Origin of the sequence: Variovorax sp. R-27 (assembly GCF_049913215.1) — a bacterium.
In the GTDB taxonomy this organism is placed as follows: domain Bacteria; phylum Pseudomonadota; class Gammaproteobacteria; order Burkholderiales; family Burkholderiaceae_C; genus Variovorax.
In genome coordinates this window covers 1,589,301-1,613,064 of sequence record NZ_CP183984.1, presented here as the reverse complement: position 1 = coordinate 1,613,064, position 23,764 = coordinate 1,589,301, and the positions used below count along the sequence as shown (strand labels likewise).

Sequence of the window (23,764 nt, the reverse complement as noted above, 5' to 3'; positions counted from 1 at the left end):
GCCGTCAGACGACTAGTTTGTGGGTGGCCAGCACCTCGCGCCACGCCGCAAGCTTGCGCTCGAAGCTCCACGACGCATTGGCAGGACTGGTGGAAGGCAGCTGGTAGACCGGCACGCCCAGGGTGCGCGTATGGCGCGCGTGCTTGAAGCTCTCGCCGCCGTTGTGGGCGATGGCGGCGAGCTTCGGCAGATGCAGCCCGGCAATGTCGTTCGCCACGGGCGCGCGGATGGCCGAGTCGAGGCTGCCCTCGCGCTCGCAAGACGCGTACACGTCCCACACGCCCAGGCCGCGGTCGAGCAGCCAGCGGCAGCGCTGCGCGTAGCTGTCTACGCCCGACGGCAAAGGGACTTCGGGCCAGACAGCTTGCAAGATCTTCCAGAACTGGTTTTGGGGGTGTGCATAGTACTGCTGCCGCTCGAGCGACTTGACCCCGGGGAAGCTGCCGAGGATGAGCACGGCCGTTGCAGGCGAGACGATGGGCGCCAACCCCGTGAGCATGGAACTGGCGGCATCGGATGCGGCGGGTGGATTCATGGGCGGCAATCGTGCCACCGTCCCGCACGCACTTGCGCGGCCCATGAAAAAACCCGCCGAAGCGGGTTCTTTCGAGAGAGGACCGAAACAGGCCCGAAATTACTTCTTGGCGGCTTCGTTCTCGGCCGTGCCGGGGATCTTCTCGCCGATGGCCTTGCCGGTGCTGCGCATGCCGTCGGCCGTCTTGTGGCCGGCGTTCTCGACGACTTCGCCGGTCTTGGTGGCCGCATGCTTGGTGGCGGTGGTGGCCTTCTTGGTGGTGCGCTTGGTGGCGCTCCAGGCCTTCTTGGTGCCCTTTTCGGTGGCGGCGACGGCCTTCTTGGTGGTGCGCTTGGTGGCGTCAACGGCGTCCTTGCCGGCTTCCTTCACCTTTTCAGTGGTGGAGGGCTCGGCCGGGGCCGGGGCGGTGGCAGCAGGCGCGGTGGTCTGGGCCACGGCCGACACGCCGATGGAGGCGAGCGCCAGCGCGAGGACGACGGGCACGGTGCGAATGAAAGACGTGGTCATGTAAAGCTCCTTGTTGGATGAAGTTTTGAGTGACTGACTTGCCACTGAACCAGCAACGAACTGGTGAAGTTCAAGGATGACAGCAAATCCACGGCATCTGCACGCATCCGGGCAGGTCGGGGCATTGGCCTACGCGGGTTGCGGCGGGCGCTCCGACATGGCCATGAGGTTTTCGAGACGCGGAAGCGTTTCGAGCGCGTTCCGGGTGGTGGCCGCGGCCAGTTCGTCGATGCCCATGCCCCGCAGGCCGGCCACCACTTCGGCAATGCGCGGCAGCTCGGCCGGCTCGTTGCGGCCCTGCGGTTCGCCGGCATCGCGCTGGGCCTGCGTGCGGTACAGCCAGTGCGGCTGGATGTCGGGCGCATCGGTCTCCATCACGATCGATTCGATTGGCAGCGTGGTGGCCAGCCGCCGCAGCTGCAGGGCCCGCTCGAAGGTCACCGCGCCGCCGAAGCCGAGCTTCAACCCGAGATCGATGCACGCATGGGCCTGCTGCTCGCTGCCGTTGAAGGCATGGGCAATGCCCTGCCACGGCCTGCCGCCCGCCGTCTGGCGAAGATGCTTGAGCACCTTGTCGACCGAGCGCCGCACGTGGATGAGTACGGGTAACCCATGCTTGCGTGCCAGTTGCAACTGAGTGTGAAAAAAGCGCTCCTGCTTCGGGCCGTCGAGCCCCTCGACGAAGTAGTCGAGCCCGATCTCGCCGACCGCCACGAGCCGCGGGTCGCCGCGCCGTGCGGTCAGTTCGGCATCGAGGGTTTCAAGGTCTTCGTCCTTCGCCTCGCCGGTGCACAACGGGTGGATTCCCAGCGCGTAGGCATCGCCCTGCGCGTGGGCCAGTTCGCGCACGGCGGCGAAATTGAAGACGGCCACCGCCGGGATCACGCACATCGCCACCCCCAGCCCGGCGGCGCGGGCGCGAAGGGCCGGCATCTCCGCACCGAATTCGGGCGCATCCAGATGGCAGTGGGTATCGACGAAGGTAGCCATCGCACGATGATGCCTGATGGGATGCGCAGGCGCGGAAAGCGTGCTACTGTGAACTCCTTCACGCGATTTTTTAGCCGGAGGTGCTCCGATGCGCAGGCCCGCTTTCTACAGCCGTTCGCCCCGCACGCTGCCACCGGCCGCAGACGAGGCGGCCGAACGGGCGGATGCGCCAGCATCGGCTGAAAACGCCGGCGGGGGCCAGTCCCTGCAGGCTGCTCCCGCGAAAAAACCCGGCTGGCAACCCGGTCGCCGCAGCTTCGCGCTGCTCTTCCTGCTGTCGGCCGCGCTGGTCACCGGCGCCGCGCTGTGGATGCCGCGCCCGGGCGCCAAGGCCCTCACTCAAAAAGACATCGACGCGGCCGTGCTGCGCACGCTGCAGACCAACACCCTGCCCTCGCCCGCGGCCAAGGCGGCCGACATCATCCGGCCCTCGGTGGTGCGGGTGGTGAGCTACGGCGAAGAAAAGCACACGCCCGAAGCCAAGACCCAGAAGCGCGGACGCAACATCGCCAAGGGCAAGCCGCCTGAAGCACCCAACGACGGCGAGGCCCCGGGCGAGGTCGAGCGCGGCGTGGGCACGGGCGTGGTGATCGTCGACAAGGGCGTGATCCTCACCAACCTGCACGTGGTCGCCGGTGCCGACAAGATCAAGGTCACCTTCTACGACGGGCTGGAAGCCATCGCCACCATCACCGGCGTGCAGCCCGAAAACGACCTCGCGGTGCTGCAGGCGCAGAAGATTCCCGACGACCTGATCCCCGCCACCATGCGCTCGACCGCCGACCTGCGCCCCGGCGACCAGGTGGCGGCCGTGGGCTTTCCGTTCGGCATCGGGCCGTCTGTGTCGGCTGGCGTGGTGTCGGGCCTGAAGCGCTCGTTCCGCTCGCCCGAGGGCAAGCAGGAGCTGGGCAACCTGATCCAGTTCGATGCCGCAGCCAATCCGGGCAATTCAGGCGGCCCGCTGATCAACATGGATGGAGAGGTGCTCGGCATCGTCACCGCCATCCTCAACCCGACGCAACAGCGCACCTTCATCGGCATCGGCTTCGCGGTGCCCATCGAGAACGCCGCGTCCGCCGCGGGTTCGCCACCGTTCTGACCGATCCTTCTTCGAAAGTCCTTCGCATGAGCACAGCAGAGACCGTCAACCCCACGCCCGCCGGCACCGCCGAACTGATGGAACAGATCCTCTACGAGGTGAAGCGCGTGGTCGTGGGCCAGGACCGCTTTCTGGAGCGCGTGATGGTCGGCATGCTTGCGGGCGGGCACCTGCTGGTCGAAGGCGTGCCGGGCCTTGCGAAGACGCTCACCATCAAGACGCTGGCCGACACCGTGCGCGGCCAGTTCAAGCGCATCCAGTTCACGCCCGACCTGGTGCCGGCCGACCTTGTGGGCACGCGCATCTACAACCAGAAGACCGGCGAGTTCAGCACCTCGCTGGGCCCCGTGTTCGCCAACCTGCTGCTGGCCGACGAAATCAACCGCGCGCCGGCCAAGGTGCAGAGCGCGCTGCTCGAAGTGATGCAGGAGCGCCAGGTCACCATTGCCGGCGAAACGCACAAGGTGCCGCGCCCCTTCCTCGTGATGGCCACGCAGAACCCCATCGAGACCGAGGGCACTTACCCGCTGCCCGAGGCGCAGGTCGACCGCTTCATGATGAAGGTGCTGGTCGACTACCCGAGCGACGAGGAGGAATTCGTCATCGTCCAGCGCGTGATCGGCCCGCCCGTCAACGCCACGCCGGTCGCCACCACCGAGCAGCTCGCGGCGCTGCAGGCCGAGGCGCGGCGCGTGTACGTCGACCCTTCGCTCATTCAATACGCCGTGAAGCTGGTGTCGGCCACGCGCACGCCCGAGAAGCACGGCCTGAAGGATCTGCGCCGCTTCATCACCTTCGGCGCCAGCCCGCGCGCGAGCATCAGCCTGACCGAAGGCGCGCGCGCCCTGGCACTCTTGCGCGGCCGCAGCTATGCGCTGCCGGAAGACATGACGGCGCTGGTGCCCGACGTGCTGCGCCACCGCGTGACGCTTTCCTACGAAGGCTTGTCCGAAGGCCTGACGCCTGATGGCCTGGTCGAGAAGATCATGCGTGCAGTCCCCGCCCCACCCAAACCGCTCGAACATGAAAAGCTGGTGGCCTGAAATGAGCACACCCCCAGTCTTCGCGCACTTCGTGTCGCTTCGCCAACCCCCTTGCAGGGGGCAACACCAGCGGCCCGGCAAAGCCGGTTCCGCGGTGTTCCCTGAAATCGCATGAAAAGCTGGTGGCGTAAGGCCCCTACGGCCGCAAACGACGAACGGCTCGCCGCAGAAGCCGGCGGGGCCGAACGCGCGCTGCGCCGGCTCGAATGGACCGTGATCCGCCGCCTCGACGGCCTGTTGCAAGGCGACTACCGCACGCTGATGCGCGGCACCGGGCTCGACCTGGCCGACCTGCGCGAGTACCAGCACCACGACGACGTGCGCCACATCGACTGGAACGTCACCGCGCGGCTGCAGACGCCGCATGTGCGCGTGTTCACCGAAGACCGCGAGATGGCCGCGTGGTTCGTGCTCGACCTGAGCCGCTCGGTCGATTTCGGCTCGGGCCTGAAGGCCAAGCGCGAGATCTCGGCGGGCTTCGTCGGCGTGCTGGCGCGGTTGCTCACGCGGCACGGCAACCGGGTCGGCGCACTGGTCTACGGCAGCGACCTCGAAGCGGTGATTCCGCCGCGCAGCGGACGGCGCCACGTGCTGCACCTGCTGCATGCGATGGAAAAGCGCGCCGGCAAGGCCGAGACCGCCCCCACGCAGAAAGGCATGACGCGCCTGGATGGCCTGCTCAAGTCGGCCGCCACGCTGATGCCGCGCCGCTCCACCGTGTTCGTGGTGTCCGACTTCCTGAGCGAGCCCGGCTGGGAGCGCCCGCTGGGCCAGCTGGTGCAACGCCATGAAGTGGTCGCCGTGCGCCTGTTCGACCCGCTCGAACTCGAACTGCCCGACCTCGGCCTGGTGCCGCTGCGCGATGCCGAGACCGGCGAGCAGCTGTGGGTCGACACCCACGACGCCGGTTTTCGCAAGCGCTTCGCGCGCCTGGCGTCCGAACGTGAAACCGCACTGCGCGAGGCGCTGGCAAGGGCAGGCGTCGACGCACTCGAGCTCTCGACCCAGGACGACCTGGTGGAAGCCATCGTCCGTTTCGCCGATATGCGCAAGCGCCGCACGCGCATCGGAGGCCCAGCTGGCATGAAGGCGGTGGCAGCATGACTTTTCTCTGGCCTCAATTCCTCTGGCTGCTGGCGGCCCTGCCGCTGCTGATCCTGCTCTACCTCTGGCTGCTGCGGCGCAAGAAGAAGCTGGCCGTGCGCTACGCCAGCCTGTCGATCGTGCGCGAAGCCATGGGCGCCGGGCAGAGCATCCGGCGGCACATTCCGCCCTTGCTTTTCCTGCTGGCCATGGCTGCGATGCTGGTGGCCGCGGCGCGGCCAATGGCGGTGGTGGTGCTGCCGTCGAACCAGCAGACCATCATCCTGGCGATGGACGTGTCGGGCAGCATGCGCGCGGCCGACGTGCAGCCCAACCGGCTCGTGGCGGCGCAGGAGGCAGCCAAGAGCTTCATCAAGGACCTGCCGCGCAGCGTGAAGGTAGGCATCGTCGCCTTCGCGGGCAGCGCGCAGGTGGCGCAACTGCCCACCACCAACCACGAAGACCTGGTGACCGCCATCGACAGCTTCCAGCTCCAGCGCGCCACCGCCACGGGCAATGCCATCGTGGTGTCGCTGGCCACGCTGTTCCCCGATGCGGGCATCGACGTCGAGCAGTTCAGCGCGCCGAGCCGCCAGCGCGGCATGCCGATCGACCAGAACGAGAAGAAGCTCAAGGAGTTCACACCCGTGGCGCCGGGTTCCTTCACCTCCGCCGCGATCATCATGCTGACCGACGGCCAGCGCACCACCGGCGTCGACCCGCTCGATGCGGCCAAGGCCGCGGCCGACCGCGGCGTGCGCATCTACACGGTGGGCGTGGGCACCGTCGATGGCGAAACCATCGGCTTCGAAGGCTGGTCGATGCGCGTGCGGCTCGATGAAGACACGCTCAAGGCCATCGCCAACAAGACGAACGCCGAGTACTTCTACGCCGGCACCGCGAACGACCTGAAGAAGGTCTACGAGACACTGAGCTCCAAGCTCACGGTGGAGAAAAAGGAAACCGAAATCTCGGCGCTGTTCGCGATGTGCGCGGCGGTGCTGACGCTGCTGTCGGCGGGGCTGTCGCTGCTCTGGTTCAACCGGATTCTTTAGCAGGCCTTCGCGGCTTGGCAGCCGGCGCATCGGGCGTCTTGACCGCCCCGATGCCCCCCAGGAACAGATCGGCCACGATCGGCGCAATGGCCGCGTGGTCGAGCCGGCCGCCGGGCTTCATCCAGGTGAACATCCAGTTGATCATGCCGAACAGCAGCATGGTCAGCGGCTTGGCAAGGTCGTCACTCGGCGCACCGGGGCGCAGCGCAGACACGGCGCGCGCAAAGCCCGCGACCACCTCGCGCTCCTTGTCGAGCACGCGTTCGCGGTCGGCTTCCGCGAGAAAGCGCACGTCGTCGGTCAGCACGCGGTGCGCGTCCTGCGCGCCGGCGTATTCCTCGACGATGCGGTAGATGAAGCGGCGCAGGCGCTGCTCGTCGGTGTGCGTCGAGGCCTCTTCCTCGGCCACCAGCGCCGCGAGCTTGGAGACGTGCGTCTCGGCAATGCTGATCAGCAGGCTGCTCTTGTCCTTGTAGTAGTGATAGAGCGTGGCCTTCGAGAGGCCGCAGGCCTCGGCCACCTGGTTCATCGAGGTGGCGGGATAGCCGCTGCGCGCGAACAGCTGGGCGGCCTGCGCGAGGATCAGTTCACGCTGATCGTCGTAAGTGGCGGATCTTCCACGCGGCATCGGGTCGGTTTCCTGGGTTGGACTGTTGGAGACAACGCGCGATCTTGCACGAAGCGCGAATGGGGTCAGCCCCGCTTGGTGGCAATGAGCGAACGCACCTCGGTGGCCGGCAGGCGCGGACGCTCTGCCTCGACCTGCGCGAGCGGCGCCACCTCATGCAGGCTCGCGAGGCTGCGCACCGTGAGCTCCTGATAGGTCTGCGTGCCTTCGAGCTTCCATGCGATCTCGTCCTCGCTCAGCTCGCGCTTCACCTTTGCCGGAATGCCCGCGACCAGGGAGCGCGCCGGCACCTTCATGCCGGCCGGCACGAAGGCACAGGCCGCGACGATGGCCTTCTCGCCGATCTCGGCCTCGTCCATCACCACAGCGTTCATGCCCACCAGCGCGTCGCGCCGCACGATGCAGCTGTGCAGGATCGCGCCATGGCCGATGTGGCCGTTGACCTCGATCACCGTGTCGTTGTCGGGAAAGCCGTGCACACAGCAGTGGTCCTGCACGTTCGAGCCCTCCTCCAGCACGATGCGGCCGAAGTCGCCGCGCAGGCTGGCGCAGGGGCCTACATAACAGTTCGGGCCGACGATCACGTCGCCGATCAGCACGGCAGTGGGGTGCACGTACGCGCTCGGGTCGACGACCGGAATTACGCCGTCGATGGAATAGCTGGGCATTCGGTCTCCTTTGTTTTTCGCGGGACTCAGGGTTTGCCCTGAATAGCTCCCGCTTGTGCCGGTAGCAGGCTCGATACTAAAATCAACCGAACGGTCGGTCAATAGTGTTTGCACTCCGATCCGCTCCCACAAAGGATGAAAGAGACACGCGATGACTGAGCCTTTGGTACTCACCGGCAACGCCGGCGCCGTGCGCACGTTGAGCCTCAACCGCCCCGCGGCGCTCAACAGCTTCACGACGCAGCTGCACGCCGAACTCATGGCGGCGCTGGAACTGGCGGCTCAAGACGAAAGCGTGCGCGTCGTGGTGCTCACGGGCGCAGGCCGTGCCTTCTGCGCAGGGCAGGACCTGGCCGACCCTTCGGTCGCCCCCGATCCGACACCCGGCGCTGCGCCCAAGGACCTGGGCCACGTCATCTCCACTTACTACGCCCCGCTGGTCGCGCGCCTGCGCTCGATGCCGGTGCCGGTGATCGCAGCTGTCAACGGTGTTGCGGCCGGAGCAGGCGCCAATCTCGCGCTGTGTTGCGACCTCGTGGTGGCGGCCCGCTCGGCCAGCTTCATCCAGGCCTTCACCAAGATCGGCCTCGTGCCCGACACCGGTGGCACCTGGCTGCTGCCGCGCCTCGTGGGTTCGGCTCGCGCACTCGGCATCGCGCTGCTGGGCGACAAGCTGCCGGCGGAAGAAGCCGCTCGCATCGGCCTGATCTGGCAATGCGTGGACGACGCGGCGCTGACTGAAACCACGGCGGCGCTCGCACTGAAGCTGGCCGGCATGCCGACCCGCGCCCTCGTCGCCACGCGCCAGGCCATGGCCGCCGCGCAAGACATGGACCTCGACACGGCACTCGCCGAAGAAGCCCGCCTCCAGCGCGACATGGGCAACGCCAACGACTACCGCGAAGGCGTCGAAGCCTTCCGCGCCAAGCGCGCCCCCGTGTTCAAGGATCGCTGAGCCATGACCGACACCACCCGCACACCCCAGCAGACGGCCGAGTACGTCCGCGACGGCATGTTCGAGAACGACAACGCCAGCAAGGGCCTGGGCATGCGCATCGTCGAGGTCGGCCCCGGCCAGGCCACCATCGAGATGCGCGTGCGCGCCGACATGCTCAACGGCCACGCCATCTGCCACGGCGGCTTCATGGCCACGCTGGCCGACTCGACCTTCGCCTTTGCCTGCAACTCGTACAACGAGCTGACCGTGGCCTCGGGCTTTGCCATCGACTTCATCGCCCCGGCGCGCGAGGGCGACCTGCTCACCGCGCGCTGCCACGAAGTGTCCAAGGCCGGCCGCACCGGCCTGTACGACACCGAAATCATCAACCAGCTCGGCGAGCGCATCGCGATGTTCCGCGGCCGTTCCTACACAGCCAAGGGCCGCCCCGCCGTCCCGAACGCCGCTGCCGCCTGAGGAGACAACAGACATGACCGTGAAGCACCCCGCCCCCGGCGACCTCGACCCCATCGAAACCGCCAGCCGCGACGAGATCGCCGCGCTGCAGCTCACCCGCCTGCGCGCCACGCTGCAGCGCGCCTACGACAACGTGCCGCACTACCGCAAGGCCTTCGATGCCAAGGGCGTGCACCCCGACGACCTGAAGTCGCTCGCCGACCTGTCGAAGTTTCCGTTCACAGTAAAGAGCGACCTGCGCGACAACTACCCCTTCGGCATGTTCGCCGTGCCGCGCGAAAACGTCGCGCGCATCCATGCGTCGTCGGGCACCACCGGCAAGCCGACCGTGGTCGGCTACACGCTGAAGGACATCGACACCTGGGCCAACCTCGTGGCCCGCTCCATCCGCGCGGCGGGCGGGCGGCCCGGCGACATGGTGCACGTGTCGTACGGCTACGGCCTCTTCACCGGCGGCCTCGGCGCGCACTACGGCGCCGAGCGCGCGGGCTGCACCGTCATCCCGATGTCGGGCGGCCAGACCGAGAAGCAGGTGCAGATCATCCAGGACTTCAAGCCGAACATCATCATGGTCACGCCCAGCTACATGCAGGTGATCATCGAGCAGTTCGAGCGCCAGGGCCTCGACGCCAAAGACAGCTCGCTGAAGGTCGGCATCTTCGGCGCCGAGCCATGGACTGAAGCCATGCGCCGCGACATCGAGGCCAAGGCCGGCATCGACGCCGTCGACATCTACGGCCTGAGCGAAGTGATGGGCCCCGGCGTGGCCAGCGAATGCGTCGAGAGCAAAGATGGCCCCGTCATCTGGGAAGACCACTTCTACCCCGAGATCATCGACCCCGAGACCGGCGAGCTGAAGGCCGACGGCGAAGAAGGCGAACTGGTCTTCACCTCGCTGAGCAAAGAGGCCATGCCCATCGTGCGCTACCGCACGCGCGACCTCACGCGCCTGCTGCCGCCCACCTCGCGTTCGTTCCGCCGCATGGGCAAGATCGTCGGGCGCAGCGACGACATGATGATCATCCGCGGCGTCAACGTCTTCCCCACGCAGGTCGAAGAAATCGTGCTCGCGCACAAGGCGCTGTCGGGCCTCTACCAGGTGCACGTGAGCCGCGCCGACAAGCTCGACCAGGTCGAGGTGCACTGCGAGCTCAACCCCGCCGACGCCGCCTCGGCGGACCGCACCGCCATCGGCGAATGGGTGCAGCACCGCGTGAAGACGCTCATCGGCATTTCCACGCGCGTGGTGGTTCACGCGCCCAACGAGATGGAACGCACCCAGACCGGCAAGGCACGCCGCGTGATCGACACGCGCCCGCGCTGAGCCGCCCCTCACACCCCACCGAAAGGACACGCACATGTACACCCAGGCAATGGACACCATGGGCAAGGACGCAGGCGACGGCAAGCAGAAGGTCGTGCGCTCCGCCGAGGAAATGCGGCTCGAAGAGCGCTTCGACGCGCACATCGATGCTGGCGACTTCATCGAGGCAAAAGACTGGATGCCCGAGCACTACCGCAAGACGCTGGTGCGCCAGATCAGCCAGCACGCGCACTCCGAAATCGTCGGCATGCTGCCCGAAGGCAACTGGATCAGCCGCGCTCCCACGCTCAAGCGCAAGGCCATCCTGCTGGCCAAGGTGCAGGACGAAGGCGGCCACGGCCTCTACCTGTATGCCGCCGCCGAAACGCTGGGCACCTCGCGCGACCAGATGTTCGACGCGCTGCACAGCGGCAAGGCCAAGTACAGCTCGATCTTCAACTACCCCACGCTGACCTGGGCCGACATGGGCACCATCGGGTGGCTGGTCGATGGCGCTGCCATCATGAACCAGGTGCCCATCTGCCGCTGCTCGTACGCGCCGTACGCCCGCGCCATGATCCGCATCTGCCGCGAGGAGAGCTTTCACCAGCGCCAGGGCTACGAAGCCCTGCTTACCATGATGACCCACGGCACCGACGCACAGAAGGCGATGGTGCAGGACGCGGTCGACCGCTGGTGGTGGCCGTCGATCATGATGTTCGGCCCGCCGGACGACCAGTCGCCCAACAGCGCGCAATCGATGCGCTGGGGCATCAAGCGCTTCAGCAACGACGAGCTGCGCCAGAAGTTCATCGACGCCGCCGTCGAGCAGGCCGCCATCCTCGGCGTGACCCTGCCCGACCCCGACCTGAAGTGGAACGAAGAGCGCCAGGCGCACGACTTCGGCGCCATCGACTGGAGCGAGTTCTGGCGCGTGATCGGCGGCGACGGCCCCTGCAACCGCGAACGCCTGCAGGCCCGCGTCGACGCCTGGGAAGACGGCGCATGGGTACGCGAAGCCGCGATGGCCCACGCCAACAAGCAACCAATGAAGGAGGCGGCATGACCGTCGAACAGAAACAAGAGTGGCCCCTGTGGGAAGTGTTCGTGCGCAGCAAGGCAGGCCTCGACCACAAGCACTGCGGCAGTCTGCACGCGGCCGATTCGAAGATGGCGATCCAGATGGCGCGCGACGTGTACACCCGCCGCCAGGAAGGCAGCAGCATCTGGGTGGTGCGCTCCGAGCAGATCGTGGCCAGCGACCCGGGCGACAAGGACATGTTCTTCGACCCGGCTGAAGACAAGGTGTACCGCCACCCGACCTTCTACGCGCTGCCCAAGTCGGTCGACCACATGTGAGCAAGGCCAGGACCATGCAAGCATCGATCGAACTGAACCGCACGCCCGCCGTGCAGTACCTGCTGCGCATCGGCGACACCTGCCTGGTGCTCGCGCAGCGCCTGGGTGAATGGTGCGGCCACGCGCCCGTGCTGGAGGAAGACATCGCGATGGCCAACATCGCGCTCGACCTCGTCGGCCAGGCGCGCGCGCTGCTCACGCACGCCGGCAAGCTCGAAGGAGCCGGCCGCGAGCACGACGAAGACCAGCTGGCCTACCTGCGCGACGAGCGCGACTACTTCAACCTCACCATCGCCGAACTGCCGCGTGGTGACTTCGCGTTTGCCGTCGTGCGCAACACGATGGTTTCGACGCTGCTCAAGCTGCTGTGGCAGCGCCTCGCCGCATCGAACGACGCCGAAGTGGCCGCCATCGCCGGCAAGGCCGTGAAGGAAGCGCGCTACCACCAGCAGCACTCGGGCGACTGGGTGGTGCGCCTGGGCGACGGCACCGACGAATCGCGCCAACGCACTGAAAAAGCGCTGAAGCAGCTGTGGCTCTACATGCCCGAGCTGTTCGAAAGCGATGCGGTGGATGCCGAAGCCAGCGCCAGCGGCCTCGGCCCGGCGTGGAGCGAGTTGCGCGACCCTTGGCTCGACGAGATGCAGCAGGTGCTCGACGCGGCCGGCCTCGCCATGCCGAAGGAAGCCGCTTTCCGCAGCAACGGCAAGCGCGGCGTGCACAGCGAGCACATGGGCTACATCCTCGCGGAGATGCAGCACCTGCAGCGCAGCTACCCCGGGGGCGTGTGGTGACCACGGCCGACCTCATGGCAGCCTCGCGCGTCGATGCCGCGTGGGCCGTGCTGCACACCGTGCTCGACCCCGAGGTGCCGGCCGTGTCGGTCTGCGACCTCGGCATCGTGCGCGATGTGATCGAGCACGACGACGGCCTGGAGATCGTGCTCACGCCAACGTACTCCGGCTGCCCCGCGACCGAAGCCATCGAGCACGACGTGCTGGCCGCGATCGAGCAGGCCGGCCTCGGCCACGCCCGCGCCACCCTGCGCCGCGCCCCCGCCTGGAGCAGCGACTGGATCAGCGACGAAGGCCGCGCCAAGCTCAAGGCCTACGGCATCGCGCCACCGGCCCACCTCACACCCGAAGCCGCGGCCAAAACCGCAATGCCGATCAAGCTCTTCGGCCGCATCGCAGGCGAACGCATCGCCTGCCCGCGCTGCGCGAGCGAGCGTACCGAACGCCTTTCGGCCTTCGGCTCGACCGCCTGCAAGGCGCTCTATCGCTGCATGGCCTGCCGCGAGCCTTTCGAACATTTCAAGCCAATCTAAAAAGCGCCCCAAGCGATGAGCACCCTCTTCCACCCCTTGCGCGTGAAGGCCATCGAGCCCGATACGGCCGAGGCCGTCATCGTCTCGTTCGAAGTGCCGGGCGACCTGCAGCAAGTCTTCGGCTTCACGCAGGGCCAGTACCTCACCCTGCGCCACGACATCGACGGCCAGGACCTGCGCCGCTCCTATTCGATCTGTGCCGGCCTCGACGACGGCGAGCTGCGCGTCGGCGTGCGCAAGGTGCGCGGTGGCGTGTTCTCCAACTGGATCAACGCCAGCCTGCAGCCCGGCGACACCCTGCAGGTGATGGCGCCGCAAGGCCGCTTCTTCGTGCCCATCGAGCCGGCTTCGGCTCGCCATCACGTGGGCATTGCGGGCGGCAGCGGCATCACGCCCATCCTGTCAATCATGAAGACGGTGCTGGCCCGGGAGCCCGCGAGCCGCTTCACGCTGATCTACGGCAACCGCCAGCTCCAGTCCACGATGTTCAAGGAAGAAATCGAGGACCTGAAGAACCGCTACATGACGCGCCTCGTGCTGCAGCATGTGTTCTCCGACGAGCACACCGATTCGCCGCTGGGCTTCGGCGTGATGAACCGCGAGAAGATCGGCGAGTTCCTCAAGAGCGTGGTGCCGGCTGCGCAGATCGACCACGTTTACGTGTGCGGCCCGTTCCAGATGAACGACGAAGCCGAGGCCGCGCTGCTGGCAGCCGGCGTGCCCGAAGACCGCATCCACATCGAACGCTTCGGCGTCGCCCTCCCCTCGGCCACCCAGGTGGGCGCGGTGGTGCACGAGGCGCAGCCCGGAGACGCCAAGCAGGCGCGCATCGTCATCGTGCGCGACGGCCTGCAGCGCGAGATCACCTACACCGAAGGGCAACCCAGCATCCTCGACGCGGCATCGGCTGCGGGCCTTGAAGTGCCCTTCTCGTGCACCTCGGGCGTGTGCGGCACCTGCCGCGCAAAGTGCGTTGACGGGGAAGTCCGCATGGAAAGAAACTTCGCGCTCGACAAGAATGAAGTAGCCGCGGGATTCATCCTGACCTGCCAGGCCCACCCCCTGACCGAACGAGTAACGCTCTCATTCGACGAGCGCTAGCACTTCAACGTTTTTTTCAACCCGGAGACAAGACCAAATGAAATTCTTCTTCAAGCCCCTGCTGATCGCCGCGCTGTGCGCCACCGCCGCCGCATCGTGGGCCGACGTCACTGTCGGCGTGACGGTCTCGGCCACCGGCCCTGCCGCCTCGCTCGGCATCCCCGAGAAGAACACCATCTCGCTGATGCCCAAGACTCTCGGAGGCCAGAAGATCAACTACATCGTGCTCGACGACGCATCGGACACCACCGCAGCCGTGGCCAACACGCGCAAGCTCATCACCGAGAACAAGGTCGACATCGTGCTGGGCTCTTCCACCACGCCCACCTCGCTCGCCATGATCGACGTGGTCAGCGAGGCCAAGGTGCCGATGATCTCGGTGGCCGCCTCGGCCCGCATCGTCGAGCCGGTGGACGCCAAGAAGCGCTGGGTGTTCAAGACGCCGCAGAACGACATCATGATGTCGCTCGCCATTGCCGAGCACATGGCCTCCAACGGCGTGAAGACCGTCGCCTTCATCGGCTTTGCCGACGCCTACGGCGAAGGCTGGTCTGAAGAATTCGCCAAGGCCGCCGCGCTGAAGAAGATCACCGTGGTCGCCAACGAACGCTATGCGCGCACCGACACCTCGGTCACGGGTCAGGTGCTGAAGATGATGGCCTCGAAGGCTGACGCCGTGCTGGTCGCGGGTGCGGGCACGCCGGCCGCGCTGCCGCAGAAGGCGCTCAAGGAGCGCGGCTACACCGGCAAGATGTACCAGACGCACGGCGTGGCGAACGCCGACTTCCTGCGCGTCGGCGGCAAGGACGTGGAAGGCACCTTCCTACCGGCCGGCCCGGTGCTCGTGGCCGACCAGCTGCCCGCCAGCAACCCGGTGAAGAAGTCGGCCATGACCTATGTGACTGCCTACGAAGCCGCCTACGGCAAGGGCACGGTGTCGACCTTCGGCGCGCACGCCTGGGACGCCGGCCTGCTGATGAGCTCGGCCGTGCCGGTCGCGCTGAAGAAGGCACAGCCTGGCACGCCCGAGTTCCGCGCCGCACTGCGCGATGCGCTGGAGCAGACCAAGGAAGTGTCGGGCGCACATGGCGTTTTCAACATGACCGAGAAGGACCACCTGGGCCTGGACCAACGCGCCCGCGTGATGGTGAAGATCGAAAACGGCGCCTGGAAATACCAGCCCTGATCAACTGGGCTCGCCCCCAGGCTTCGCGCACTTCGTGTCGCTTCTCCTACCCCCTACCGGGGGCAACACCGGAGGCCCGGCAAAGCCGGTTCCTCGGTGTTCCCGATCTGACTAACGGGCGCCGCCCGAAGGCTGTTGTTATATGGATTCGCAGATCGCCCTTTTGCTGGGGCAGGACGGCATCGTCAACGGTGCCGTCTACGGTTTGATGGCGCTCGCGCTGGTGCTGGTGTTTTCAGTCACGCGCGTCATCTTCATTCCCCAGGGCGAGTTCGTCGCCTTCGGGGCGCTCTCCATGGCGATGCTGCAGGCCGGCCGCGTGCCGGCCACGCTGTGGCTTCTGCTGGTGCTGGCTGTCGCGGTGCTGCTGGTGGAGTTCTGGCGCTGGAGGCGCGGCGCGGTGGTCGACTGGGCCTCTGCGCTCGCTTGGTGCGTGGTGCTGCCGGCGGCTGCGGCCGCGCTGGTGCTGCTGCTCAAGCCGACCTCGATGGCGGGCCAGACGCTCGCCACGCTGCTGCTCATCATGCCGCTCGGCCCGCTGCTCTATCGCCTGGCCTACCGGCCACTGGCGGATGCCAACGTGCTGATGCTGCTGATCGTCTCGGTCGCGCTGCACGGCGTGCTGGTCGGCCTGGGCCTGCTGTTCTTCGGCGCCGAGGGTTCGCGCACCACGCCGTTCTCCGAGGCTCGCTTCGACATCGGCGGCATTCCGGTCAGCGGGCAATCGCTGGTGGTGGTGGGCGTGACGCTGCTGCTGGTGATTGCCATGTTCCTGTTCTTCGGCCGCTCGATGGTGGGCAAGGCGCTGCGCGCCACCGCCATCAACCGCGTAGGTGCACGGCTGTCGGGCATTCCGACCGAACTGTCGGGCGACCTGAGCTTCGCGCTCGCGGCGCTCATCGGCGCCATCTCGGGCCTGCTGATCGCGCCGATCACCACGGTGTATTACGACACCGGCTTCCTGATCGGCCTGAAGGGCTTCGTCGCCGCCATCGTCGGCGGGCTCGCGAGCTATCCGCTGGCACTGGCCGGCGCGCTGCTGGTCGGCCAGCTCGAATCGTTCGCCTCTTTCTGGGCCAGCCCGTTCAAGGAAGTGCTGGTCTTCACCCTGATCATTCCCGTGCTGTGGTGGCGTTCGCTCAACAGCCATCATGTGGAGGACGAAGAATGAGCGCGTCTTCTTCGAACAACATTGCCGTGCCCGCACAACCCGAAGGCAAGCCGCTGATCACGCCGCGCCAGCTCACGCTGGTGTGCGTGGTGCTGCTGGCACTGGCCTGGGGCTTCCTGCCCGAATTCACCGTCTCGGTGCTCAGCAACATCGGCCTGTATGCGCTGGTCGCTGCCGGGCTGGTCATGCTGACCGGCGTGGGCGGCATGACCTCTTTCGGCCAGGCCGCCTTCGTGGGCATGGGCGCGTATGCCACGGCGTGGATCTGCACGTCGCCTACCGCCGCCGCGTGGCTGGGCGGCGCGGTCAGCCCGGCGCTGCTGCCATGGGCGGGCCTGCTGCTCGGGCTTGTGTTCACCTTCGCACTCGCATGGGCGCTGGGTTCGGTCACGCTCAAGCTGCAAGGCCACTACCTGCCGCTGTGCACCATCGCCTGGGGCCTGAGCCTGTACTACCTGCTGGGCAACATGGACTTCCTGGGCGGCCAGACCGGCATTACCGGCGTGCCGCCGCTGGTGGTGGCCGGCGTGTCGCTGGCCACGCCGCGCATGCTGGGCGTGGTGATCTGGGCGGCGCTGCTGCTCGCGCTCTGGGCGCTGCACAACCTGCTCGATTCGCGCGAAGGCCGCGCCATCCGCGCGCTCAAGGGCGGGCGGCTCATGGCCGAGTCGATGGGTGTGGATACAGCGCGCCACCGCATCAAGCTGTTCGTGCTGGCCGCGCTGCTCGCAGCGGTGTCGGGCTGGCTCTACGCGCACCTGCAGCGCTTCGTGAACCCGACGCCCTTCAACCTGAACATCGGCATCGAGCTGCTGTTCATGGCGGTGGTCGGTGGCGCGGGCCATCTGTGGGGCGCGGTGCTGGGCGCAACGCTGATCACACTGCTGAAGGAAAAGCTGCAGGACATCCTGCCCGCGTTGCTCGGCAGCAGCGGCAACTTCGAAGTGATCGTGTTCGGTCTGCTGATGCTCTTCGTGCTGCAGCGCTTCTCCGATGGCCTGTGGCCCACGCTGGCGCGCATCGTGCGCCGCTGGGTGCGCGATGACTCGGCGGGCAAGGCCGCCGCAGCAGCAGCGCTCGCCAAGACTCCCTCTACCGTGCAGCTCGCACAACGCGCCCTGCCACCCAGTGGCGAACTGCTGCTGCAAGCCAGCGACGTGAGCAAGCGTTTCGGCGGCCTCGTCGCCAACAACTCGATCTCGATGACGCTCAAGGCCGGCGAGATCCACGCGCTGATCGGCCCGAACGGCGCTGGCAAGAGCACCTTCTTCAACATGATCTCGGGCGTGGACGATCCCACCTCGGGCGAGGTGAGGCTGGCGGGCCAATCGATGGCAACGAAGCCGTCGCGCGCCTTCGCCGCACTCGGCCTGGGCCGAACCTTCCAGCACGTGCGCCTGCTGGGGCAGCGCAGCGTGGTCGAGAACGTCGCGCTCGGCGCCCACCTGCGCGCAAAGCGCGGCTGGCTCGCGGCAATGCTGCGGCTGGACCGCGCCGAAGAAGCCGCGCTGATGGCCGAAGCCCGCAAGCAGATCGAACGCTGCGGCCTAGGCCCACATGCCGACACGCCCGCCGCATCGCTTTCTTTGGGACAGCAGCGCGTGGTCGAAATCGCCCGTGCGCTCGCCGGCCAGCCTTCGGTGCTGCTGCTCGACGAACCCGCGGCCGGCCTGCGCCATCTTGAAAAACGCGCCCTCTCGGTGCTGCTGAGCCAGCTGCGCGCTGAGGGCCTCGGCATCCTCGTGGTGGAGCACGACATGGAGTTCGTGATGAATCTCGCCGACCGCATCACGGTGCTCGAATTCGGCACCGTCATCGCCACCGGCACGCCCGCCGAAGTGCAGGCCAACCCGCGCGTGCTCGAAGCCTATCTGGGCGGCGCTGACGACGAACTGCTGGAAGACGCACGATGAGCCACCCTCTGCTTCAACTCGAGGACTTCTGCGTTGCCTACCGCACCGTGGAGGCGGTGCACAGCGTGCGCCTGCAGGTGAACGAAGGCGAGATCGTCACCGTGATCGGCCCCAACGGCGCCGGCAAGACCACGCTGCTGTGCGCTGCCATGGGCCTGCTGCAGTCCACCGGCCGGCTCTCGCTGGGCGGCGAGCGCATCGCCCGCCCCGGCGTCGAGACGATGGTGGCGCGCGGCGTGGCGCTGGTGCCCGAGCGGCGCGAGCTGTTCGGCGAGATGTCGGTCGAAGACAACCTGCTGCTCGGCGGCTTCTACCAGTGGCGCAAGGGCAAGCGCGACCAGCGTGCGCGCATGGACGAGATCTTCGAGATCTTCCCGCGCCTGCGCGAACGCCGTCCGCAGATGGCATCGACGCTCTCGGGCGGCGAACGCCAGATGCTGGCCATCGGCCGCGCGCTGATGGCGCGGCCCCGCCTGCTGATGCTCGACGAACCCTCGCTCGGCCTTGCACCGCTGGTGGTGCGCGAAGTGCTGCGCGTGGTGTCGCAGCTGCGCAGCCATGGCGTGTCGGTGCTGCTGGTGGAGCAGAACGCGCGCGCCGCGCTGCAGGTGGCCGACCGCGCCTATGTGCTCGAAATGGGCGCCGTGGCGCTCGAAGGCAAGGCGCGTGACCTGCTGCACGACCAACGAATCATCGACACCTACCTGGGCATCGGCAAGAAGGACTGACCCAGTCTTCGACCCGGCGCCATTGACCAAAGGACACGCACCATGACCACCACCCTCCAAAGCTACATCGCCGGCCGCTGGATCGGCCAGCAGGCTGCGCAGCAACTGCGCAGTGCCGTCAACGGCCAGCCCGTGGCAAGCACGCACGCCGAGGCCATCGACTTCGCCGAGGCGCTGCAGTACGCGCGCCGCACCGGCATTCCCGCGCTGATGGCGCTCGACTTCCAGCAGCGCGCCGAACGCCTGAAGGCATTGGCCAAGTACCTGGCCGCGAACAAGGAAACGCTCTACGCCGTCTCGGCCCACACGGGTGCAACGCGCGCCGACAGCTGGATCGACATCGAGGGCGGTGCGGGCACGCTGAGCGCTTACGCCGGCATCGGCACCAACGAGCTGCCCTCGGGCAACCTCGTGCACGAAGGCCCGGCCTTCCCGCTCGGCAAGAAGGGCGGCTTCGCGGGTACGCACATCCTGGTGCCGCGCGGCGGCGTGGCGGTGCACATCGACGCGTTCAACTTTCCCATCTGGGGCCTGCTCGAGAAGTTCGCGCCCAGCTTCCTCGCGGGCATGCCCTGCATCGGCAAGCCGGCCACGGCCACCAGCTACCTCACCGAAGCGCTGATGCGCCTCATCGTGCAGTCGGGCATCCTGCCTGCGGGCAGCCTGCAACTCGTGATCGGCAGCACGGGCGACCTGCTCGACCGGCTCGAAGGCCCCGACGTGGTGACCTTCACCGGCTCGGCCGATACCGCTGCCAAGCTGCGCGTGCACCCGAACATCGTGCGCCAGTCGATCCCGTTCAACGCCGAGGCCGACTCGCTGAACTGCGCGATCCTCGCGCCCGACGTGACGCCCGACGACGAGGAGTTCGATCTCTTCGTGAAGGAAGTGGCGCGCGAGATGACCACCAAGGCCGGCCAGAAGTGCACGGCCATCCGCCGCGCGATCGTGCCGCGCCAGCATCTCGATGCGGTGGCCGAGCGGCTGCGCGCGCGGCTCGCGAAAACTGTCGTCGGCGATCCGTCGCGCGAAGAAGTGCGCATGGGCGCCCTCGCCTCGCGCGACCAGCAGGCCGACGTGGCCGAACGCGTGGCCACGCTGCTGAAGGGCGCGGAACTGGTGTACGGCGAGCGCGACGGTTTCTCGCCGGTGGGCGACGGCGTGAGCGAAGGCGCGTTCTTCGCGCCCACGCTGCTGCTGAGCCGCAAGCCGCTCGAACACGACGCCGCGCACGACGTCGAGGCCTTCGGCCCCGTCAGCACGCTGATGCCCTACGACGGCATCGACGAAGCGCTGGCACTGGCCGCGCGCGGCCGCGGCAGCCTGGTGGGCACGCTGGTCACGCGCGACCTGGCCATCGCGGCCAAGGCGATCCCGGTTGCTGCCGCATGGCACGGCCGCCTGCTGGTGCTCGACCGCGAGGCCGCGGCCGAGTCGACCGGCCACGGCTCGCCGCTGCCGCAGCTCAAGCACGGCGGCCCCGGCCGCGCGGGCGGCGGCGAAGAGCTCGGAGGCCTGCGCGCCGTGAAGCACTACCTGCAGCGCGCCGCGGTGCAGGGCTCGCCCACCATGCTGGCCGCCATCACCGGCGAGCACGTGCGCGGCGCGGCCGTGCGCGAGAGCGATGTGCACCCCTTCCGCCGCTACTTCGAAGACCTGCGCATCGGCGACTCGCTGCTCACGCACCGCCGCACCGTCGGCGAGGCCGACATCGTGGCCTTCGGCGGCATCTCGGGCGACTACTTCTACATGCACTTCGACGAGGTGGCCGCGAAGCAGTCGCCCTTCGGCAAGCGCATTGCGCACGGGTACTTCGTGCTGTCGGCCGCGGCCGGGCTGTTCGTGTCGCCTTCGCCGGGACCGGTGCTGGCCAACTATGGCCTCGACACGCTGCGCTTCACCAAGCCCGTGGGCATCGGCGACACCATCCAGGCGCGCCTGACCTGCAAGCGCAAGATCGACCGCAACAAGAAAGACGCGAGCGGCCAGGGCCAGGGCGTGGTGGCATGGGACGTGGAAGTGACGAACCAGGACGGCGAGCTGGTCGCCAGCTACGATATCCTGACGCTCGTTTCCAAGAAGCCCGAAACCACCTCCACTCCAGCCTCTACCTGATGTTCGATCTCACTGGCAAAGTCGCGCTCGTCACGGGCGGCAACGGGGGCATCGGCCTCGGCATGGCGCAGGGCCTCGCCAAGGCCGGCGCGCGTGTCATCGTCGCCGCGCGCAATGCGCAGAAGTCGGCCGCTGCCGTCGAAGCGCTGAAGGCGCTGGGCAGCGACAGCTTCGCGCTCGAAGCCGACGTGAGCGACGAAGCCTCGGTGCAGAAGCTGTTCGACGACGCCGCCGCGCGCTGCGGCCGGCTCGACATCCTCGTCAACAACGCCGGCACCAACATACGCAAGCCGGTCGACCAGCTCTCGCTGGACGAGTGGCACCAGGTGATGAACACCAACCTCACCAGCGCCTTCCTGTGCAGCCGCGCCGCGCACCCGCACCTGAAGGCCGCGGGCGGCGGCAAGATCATCAACATCGGCTCGATGATGTCGATCTTCGGCGCGCCCTATGCACCGGCCTATGCCGCGAGCAAGGCCGGCATCGTGCAGCTCACCAAGTCGACGGCGCTCTCGTGGGCGGCCGACAACATCCAGGTCAACGCGATCCTGCCGGGCTGGTTCGAGACCGAACTGACCGACGGCGCACGCAACCAGATCCCGGGCCTGTACGAGCGCGTGAAGGCACGGGCCGCAGCCGGCCGCTGGGGCCAGCCGGCCGACATTGCCGGCACCGCCGTGTTCCTCGCGAGCCCCGCGTCGGACTACGTGACGGGCACGGCCATTCCCGTCGACGGCGGGTTTTCCATTTCGGGCTGATGCCCGCGGGCCGTGTAAATTCGCCCGCCATGCTCTTCTGGATTCAGCTCTTCCTTTTCGTCGCCGGCACGACCGCTTTGCTGTACGTGTCGCGCGGCCCGCTGAGCCAGCCCGGCTCGCACGGTTTCTACCGCTTCTTCGCATGGGAATGCATGCTGGTGCTGATCGTCGTGAACCTGCCCATGTGGCACGACGATCCGTTCTCGCCCAAGCAGATCGTCTCGTCGCTCTTCTTCGTGCTGTCGATCTGGCTGCCGATCCACGCGGTGCGGCTGCTCAAGGCGCAGGGCAAGCCGACCGAGGCGCGCAGCGACGACCCCGCGCTGTACGGTTTCGAGAAAACCTCAGCCATCGTCAGCACCGGCGCCTTCCGCTATATCCGCCATCCGATGTACACGGCGCTGATGCTGCTGGCGTGGGGCGCTTTTCTCAAGCAGTTCACCTGGCTCACGCTGGCGCTGGTGCTCGCGGCCACGGTGCTGCTGTTTCTGACGGCGCTGCGCGACGAGCAGGAGTGCATCGCGCACTTCGGCGATGACTATCGCGCTTATATGCGGGGCACGCGGCGGTTTATTCCGTTTTTGCTTTAGCGGGCGGCCGAAGCTCGTCTCCGCGTGAGCGCCGTTCAGCAACGGCGTGGTGATGCCGAAGGATCGATCCGCTCGAGAGAGTGAGGGTCGAGTTCGCCAGGCCAGTCAGCAGGCGATAGCGCACTCACGCGGCCACTGCCGGGGTTGAAGGCGGGCAGGCGGCCAAGCATGTGACCCAATGGAACCAAGGCCAAGCGCAACAGTTGTGCGCCCGTTTCCTTCAGGTCGTTGTGCCGCACCGCGACACCGAGCATCGCCATATGGACGCGCAGATGCAGAAGGAAGCGCGACTGCCCGATGACGTGTGCAAGTTCGAGCGCACGCCACCCTTGTGCGGTGTCGCCGTTTGCCAGTGCGGCGCGCGCGAATGACATTTCACGGTCAAAAGCCTGATGCTGAAGAGCTGGATTCATGCAGGCGATTGAAAGCCCCAAAGCCACTCCAGGGTCAAGAAGCAGCCTTGCGGCACGAGGGGTCGATGAAGCAGCCCACGAAGGCCTTTTCACACGCACGTCATCCTCAACCTTGCGGGATGCTGACCCGCCCGATCAGGTTCTGTTCACACGAGCCTCCTAGCATTCGTGCATGCTGCTCGCACGCATCCGTCGTTTTGCTGAGGCGCACTACAAGGCGTGGTGCGTTGCCGGCATCCTGCTGATCTTTCTGCAGCCGTTCATCGCGGTGCATTTCCGCTGCGACGGGCTGGAAGACGAGCCGATGCTGCGCTTGCGCAACCTCAGCGAAACCACGCAATTCGAAGCCGACGACCGCGCGGATCATCCGTCCGACCGCGAGACCACGGTGTTCACCCAGGCGCCGGCGAGCATCGACCACCCCGATGCCTTCAAGCTCGGGCTGAACACGCTGATGGCGATGGTGCTGGCACTGCTGCCGCTGGCCGTGGCTGTCGCACGGCTGGTGGTGCCCATCGTGCGCGAAGCGCCCGAACACGTGCCGCCGCACGGCGGTGCCCCGCCTCTCTCGCAGCCCTGGCGGCTTCTGCCGCCCACTGCTGCACCACCTTCCGGGATCTGAGACACGACGCCTCGCGCGTCTGGTGGTCCGCTGCTTCGCGCTGCGGGTTCCTGCGTCCCTCCCGAAAGGTTTGACCATGTCCGGATTTTTCTGGTGCGCGCGCCGCACCGGGTGCTGTCGCACGCCCATTGTTTTCTCCAGCTTGCCGAAGAAGGT

At 67.3% G+C, this 23,764-nt stretch carries 26 protein-coding genes; 20 read left to right on the top strand and 6 right to left on the bottom strand.

Going from position 1 to position 23,764, the window contains the following annotated elements; genetic code table 11:
- Positions 1 to 4 precede the first annotated feature (4 nt).
- The 3 genes from ACN9MV_RS07230 to ACN9MV_RS07220 form a co-directional block, all read right to left on the bottom strand.
- Positions 5 to 535 carry a DNA-deoxyinosine glycosylase gene (locus tag ACN9MV_RS07230; RefSeq protein ID WP_093048874.1) on the bottom strand — a complete coding sequence of 177 codons (531 nt, stop codon included), beginning with the start codon at positions 533 to 535 and terminating at the stop codon, positions 5 to 7.
- A 99-nt stretch (positions 536 to 634) separates the two neighbouring features.
- A complete protein-coding gene (locus ACN9MV_RS07225; protein WP_093048872.1) occupies positions 635 to 1,042 on the bottom strand; it encodes a hypothetical protein in 408 nt (135 codons plus the stop codon).
- 129 nt (positions 1,043 to 1,171) lie between these two features.
- On the bottom strand, positions 1,172 to 2,032 hold the full coding sequence (locus ACN9MV_RS07220) for a TatD family hydrolase (protein ID WP_093172379.1): 861 nt from the start codon (positions 2,030 to 2,032) through the stop codon (positions 1,172 to 1,174).
- Between the two features lie 88 nt (positions 2,033 to 2,120).
- Between ACN9MV_RS07220 and ACN9MV_RS07215 the strand changes: the two genes are divergently transcribed.
- The 4 genes from ACN9MV_RS07215 (at position 2,121) to ACN9MV_RS07200 (ending at position 6,312) form a co-directional block, all read left to right on the top strand.
- Positions 2,121 to 3,131, top strand: coding sequence for a S1C family serine protease (locus tag ACN9MV_RS07215; protein ID WP_093048866.1), 1,011 nt, complete (start codon positions 2,121 to 2,123; stop codon positions 3,129 to 3,131).
- A 26-nt stretch (positions 3,132 to 3,157) separates the two neighbouring features.
- A complete protein-coding gene (locus ACN9MV_RS07210) occupies positions 3,158 to 4,174 on the top strand; it encodes an AAA family ATPase (protein WP_093048863.1) in 1,017 nt (338 codons plus the stop codon).
- Between the two features lie 111 nt (positions 4,175 to 4,285).
- Positions 4,286 to 5,278, top strand: coding sequence for a DUF58 domain-containing protein (locus tag ACN9MV_RS07205; RefSeq protein WP_093048860.1), 993 nt, complete (start codon positions 4,286 to 4,288; stop codon positions 5,276 to 5,278).
- Positions 5,275 to 6,312 (top strand): VWA domain-containing protein, encoded by a 1,038-nt coding sequence (locus ACN9MV_RS07200; protein ID WP_093048857.1) that lies wholly within the window; start codon positions 5,275 to 5,277, stop codon positions 6,310 to 6,312. Before ACN9MV_RS07205 ends, ACN9MV_RS07200 begins: the two co-directional genes overlap by 4 nt.
- Here the strand turns inward: ACN9MV_RS07200 and ACN9MV_RS07195 are convergent.
- Complete coding sequence (locus tag ACN9MV_RS07195) at positions 6,296 to 6,940, bottom strand: TetR/AcrR family transcriptional regulator (protein ID WP_097199909.1); 645 nt, start codon at positions 6,938 to 6,940, stop codon at positions 6,296 to 6,298. The genes ACN9MV_RS07200 and ACN9MV_RS07195 overlap by 17 nt on opposite strands.
- A gap of 65 nt (positions 6,941 to 7,005) precedes the next feature.
- On the bottom strand, positions 7,006 to 7,608 hold the full coding sequence (locus ACN9MV_RS07190; protein WP_426391706.1) for a phenylacetic acid degradation protein PaaY: 603 nt from the start codon (positions 7,606 to 7,608) through the stop codon (positions 7,006 to 7,008).
- A gap of 151 nt (positions 7,609 to 7,759) precedes the next feature.
- Between ACN9MV_RS07190 and ACN9MV_RS07185 the strand changes: the two genes are divergently transcribed.
- The 15 genes from ACN9MV_RS07185 (at position 7,760) to ACN9MV_RS07115 (ending at position 22,573) form a co-directional block, all read left to right on the top strand.
- Complete coding sequence (locus tag ACN9MV_RS07185) at positions 7,760 to 8,563, top strand: enoyl-CoA hydratase-related protein (protein ID WP_426391705.1); 804 nt, start codon at positions 7,760 to 7,762, stop codon at positions 8,561 to 8,563.
- Positions 8,564 to 8,566: 3 nt separating this feature from the next.
- Positions 8,567 to 9,022: a hydroxyphenylacetyl-CoA thioesterase PaaI gene (gene paaI / locus ACN9MV_RS07180; RefSeq protein WP_426391704.1), complete on the top strand. Its 456-nt coding sequence runs from the start codon at positions 8,567 to 8,569 to the stop codon at positions 9,020 to 9,022.
- A gap of 13 nt (positions 9,023 to 9,035) precedes the next feature.
- The gene (gene paaK / locus ACN9MV_RS07175; protein WP_354337387.1) at positions 9,036 to 10,346 is read left to right on the top strand and encodes a phenylacetate--CoA ligase PaaK; all 1,311 of its coding nucleotides are present in this window, start codon (positions 9,036 to 9,038) and stop codon (positions 10,344 to 10,346) included.
- Positions 10,347 to 10,380: 34 nt separating this feature from the next.
- Complete coding sequence (gene paaA, locus ACN9MV_RS07170; RefSeq protein WP_093075788.1) at positions 10,381 to 11,391, top strand: 1,2-phenylacetyl-CoA epoxidase subunit PaaA; 1,011 nt, start codon at positions 10,381 to 10,383, stop codon at positions 11,389 to 11,391.
- Complete coding sequence (paaB, locus tag ACN9MV_RS07165; protein ID WP_081265691.1) at positions 11,388 to 11,684, top strand: 1,2-phenylacetyl-CoA epoxidase subunit PaaB; 297 nt, start codon at positions 11,388 to 11,390, stop codon at positions 11,682 to 11,684. The genes paaA and paaB overlap by 4 nt, the downstream gene beginning before the upstream one ends.
- A gap of 14 nt (positions 11,685 to 11,698) precedes the next feature.
- Entirely contained in the window at positions 11,699 to 12,478 is a 780-nt protein-coding gene (gene paaC, locus ACN9MV_RS07160) for a 1,2-phenylacetyl-CoA epoxidase subunit PaaC (RefSeq protein WP_426391703.1), read from the top strand.
- A 14-nt stretch (positions 12,479 to 12,492) separates the two neighbouring features.
- A complete protein-coding gene (gene paaD, locus ACN9MV_RS07155) occupies positions 12,493 to 13,011 on the top strand; it encodes a 1,2-phenylacetyl-CoA epoxidase subunit PaaD (protein WP_426391702.1) in 519 nt (172 codons plus the stop codon).
- Positions 13,012 to 13,026: 15 nt separating this feature from the next.
- Positions 13,027 to 14,112, top strand: a complete 1,086-nt coding sequence (gene paaE, locus ACN9MV_RS07150; RefSeq protein WP_093048832.1) for a 1,2-phenylacetyl-CoA epoxidase subunit PaaE — start codon at positions 13,027 to 13,029, stop codon at positions 14,110 to 14,112.
- 37 nt (positions 14,113 to 14,149) lie between these two features.
- Positions 14,150 to 15,298: an ABC transporter substrate-binding protein gene (locus tag ACN9MV_RS07145; RefSeq protein WP_093075793.1), complete on the top strand. Its 1,149-nt coding sequence runs from the start codon at positions 14,150 to 14,152 to the stop codon at positions 15,296 to 15,298.
- 142 nt (positions 15,299 to 15,440) lie between these two features.
- On the top strand, positions 15,441 to 16,469 hold the full coding sequence (locus ACN9MV_RS07140) for a branched-chain amino acid ABC transporter permease (protein WP_426391701.1): 1,029 nt from the start codon (positions 15,441 to 15,443) through the stop codon (positions 16,467 to 16,469).
- On the top strand, positions 16,466 to 18,382 hold the full coding sequence (locus ACN9MV_RS07135) for an ABC transporter permease subunit (protein WP_426391700.1): 1,917 nt from the start codon (positions 16,466 to 16,468) through the stop codon (positions 18,380 to 18,382). The genes ACN9MV_RS07140 and ACN9MV_RS07135 overlap by 4 nt, the downstream gene beginning before the upstream one ends.
- A complete protein-coding gene (locus ACN9MV_RS07130) occupies positions 18,379 to 19,110 on the top strand; it encodes an ABC transporter ATP-binding protein (protein ID WP_093048821.1) in 732 nt (243 codons plus the stop codon). Before ACN9MV_RS07135 ends, ACN9MV_RS07130 begins: the two co-directional genes overlap by 4 nt.
- Before the next feature lie 42 nt (positions 19,111 to 19,152).
- Positions 19,153 to 21,225, top strand: a complete 2,073-nt coding sequence (paaZ, locus tag ACN9MV_RS07125; protein WP_426391699.1) for a phenylacetic acid degradation bifunctional protein PaaZ — start codon at positions 19,153 to 19,155, stop codon at positions 21,223 to 21,225.
- The gene (locus tag ACN9MV_RS07120; protein ID WP_426391698.1) at positions 21,225 to 21,983 is read left to right on the top strand and encodes an SDR family NAD(P)-dependent oxidoreductase; all 759 of its coding nucleotides are present in this window, start codon (positions 21,225 to 21,227) and stop codon (positions 21,981 to 21,983) included. Before paaZ ends, ACN9MV_RS07120 begins: the two co-directional genes overlap by 1 nt.
- A 29-nt stretch (positions 21,984 to 22,012) precedes the next feature.
- Entirely contained in the window at positions 22,013 to 22,573 is a 561-nt protein-coding gene (locus tag ACN9MV_RS07115) for a methyltransferase family protein (protein WP_426391697.1), read from the top strand.
- A 35-nt stretch (positions 22,574 to 22,608) separates the two neighbouring features.
- Here the strand turns inward: ACN9MV_RS07115 and ACN9MV_RS07110 are convergent, their stop codons facing one another.
- Complete coding sequence (locus tag ACN9MV_RS07110) at positions 22,609 to 22,986, bottom strand: DUF3703 domain-containing protein (RefSeq protein ID WP_093048810.1); 378 nt, start codon at positions 22,984 to 22,986, stop codon at positions 22,609 to 22,611.
- Positions 22,987 to 23,158: 172 nt separating this feature from the next.
- Between ACN9MV_RS07110 and ACN9MV_RS07105 the strand changes: the two genes are divergently transcribed.
- Positions 23,159 to 23,608, top strand: a complete 450-nt coding sequence (locus tag ACN9MV_RS07105; RefSeq protein ID WP_093172399.1) for a hypothetical protein — start codon at positions 23,159 to 23,161, stop codon at positions 23,606 to 23,608.
- Positions 23,609 to 23,764: the final 156 nt, after the last annotated feature.

Coding starts and splice junctions, on each gene's coding strand:
- ACN9MV_RS07230 (WP_093048874.1), bottom strand. CDS start 535: ATGAATCCACCCGCCGCATCCGATGCCGCCAGTTCCATGCTCACGGGG.
- ACN9MV_RS07225 (WP_093048872.1), bottom strand. CDS start 1,042: ATGACCACGTCTTTCATTCGCACCGTGCCCGTCGTCCTCGCGCTGGCG.
- ACN9MV_RS07220 (WP_093172379.1), bottom strand. CDS start 2,032: ATGGCTACCTTCGTCGATACCCACTGCCATCTGGATGCGCCCGAATTC.
- ACN9MV_RS07215 (WP_093048866.1), top strand. CDS start 2,121: ATGCGCAGGCCCGCTTTCTACAGCCGTTCGCCCCGCACGCTGCCACCG.
- ACN9MV_RS07210 (WP_093048863.1), top strand. CDS start 3,158: ATGAGCACAGCAGAGACCGTCAACCCCACGCCCGCCGGCACCGCCGAA.
- ACN9MV_RS07205 (WP_093048860.1), top strand. CDS start 4,286: ATGAAAAGCTGGTGGCGTAAGGCCCCTACGGCCGCAAACGACGAACGG.
- ACN9MV_RS07200 (WP_093048857.1), top strand. CDS start 5,275: ATGACTTTTCTCTGGCCTCAATTCCTCTGGCTGCTGGCGGCCCTGCCG.
- ACN9MV_RS07195 (WP_097199909.1), bottom strand. CDS start 6,940: ATGCCGCGTGGAAGATCCGCCACTTACGACGATCAGCGTGAACTGATC.
- ACN9MV_RS07190 (WP_426391706.1), bottom strand. CDS start 7,608: ATGCCCAGCTATTCCATCGACGGCGTAATTCCGGTCGTCGACCCGAGC.
- ACN9MV_RS07185 (WP_426391705.1), top strand. CDS start 7,760: ATGACTGAGCCTTTGGTACTCACCGGCAACGCCGGCGCCGTGCGCACG.
- paaI (WP_426391704.1), top strand. CDS start 8,567: ATGACCGACACCACCCGCACACCCCAGCAGACGGCCGAGTACGTCCGC.
- paaK (WP_354337387.1), top strand. CDS start 9,036: ATGACCGTGAAGCACCCCGCCCCCGGCGACCTCGACCCCATCGAAACC.
- paaA (WP_093075788.1), top strand. CDS start 10,381: ATGTACACCCAGGCAATGGACACCATGGGCAAGGACGCAGGCGACGGC.
- paaB (WP_081265691.1), top strand. CDS start 11,388: ATGACCGTCGAACAGAAACAAGAGTGGCCCCTGTGGGAAGTGTTCGTG.
- paaC (WP_426391703.1), top strand. CDS start 11,699: ATGCAAGCATCGATCGAACTGAACCGCACGCCCGCCGTGCAGTACCTG.
- paaD (WP_426391702.1), top strand. CDS start 12,493: ATGGCAGCCTCGCGCGTCGATGCCGCGTGGGCCGTGCTGCACACCGTG.
- paaE (WP_093048832.1), top strand. CDS start 13,027: ATGAGCACCCTCTTCCACCCCTTGCGCGTGAAGGCCATCGAGCCCGAT.
- ACN9MV_RS07145 (WP_093075793.1), top strand. CDS start 14,150: ATGAAATTCTTCTTCAAGCCCCTGCTGATCGCCGCGCTGTGCGCCACC.
- ACN9MV_RS07140 (WP_426391701.1), top strand. CDS start 15,441: ATGGATTCGCAGATCGCCCTTTTGCTGGGGCAGGACGGCATCGTCAAC.
- ACN9MV_RS07135 (WP_426391700.1), top strand. CDS start 16,466: ATGAGCGCGTCTTCTTCGAACAACATTGCCGTGCCCGCACAACCCGAA.
- ACN9MV_RS07130 (WP_093048821.1), top strand. CDS start 18,379: ATGAGCCACCCTCTGCTTCAACTCGAGGACTTCTGCGTTGCCTACCGC.
- paaZ (WP_426391699.1), top strand. CDS start 19,153: ATGACCACCACCCTCCAAAGCTACATCGCCGGCCGCTGGATCGGCCAG.
- ACN9MV_RS07120 (WP_426391698.1), top strand. CDS start 21,225: ATGTTCGATCTCACTGGCAAAGTCGCGCTCGTCACGGGCGGCAACGGG.
- ACN9MV_RS07115 (WP_426391697.1), top strand. CDS start 22,013: ATGCTCTTCTGGATTCAGCTCTTCCTTTTCGTCGCCGGCACGACCGCT.
- ACN9MV_RS07110 (WP_093048810.1), bottom strand. CDS start 22,986: ATGAATCCAGCTCTTCAGCATCAGGCTTTTGACCGTGAAATGTCATTC.
- ACN9MV_RS07105 (WP_093172399.1), top strand. CDS start 23,159: ATGCTGCTCGCACGCATCCGTCGTTTTGCTGAGGCGCACTACAAGGCG.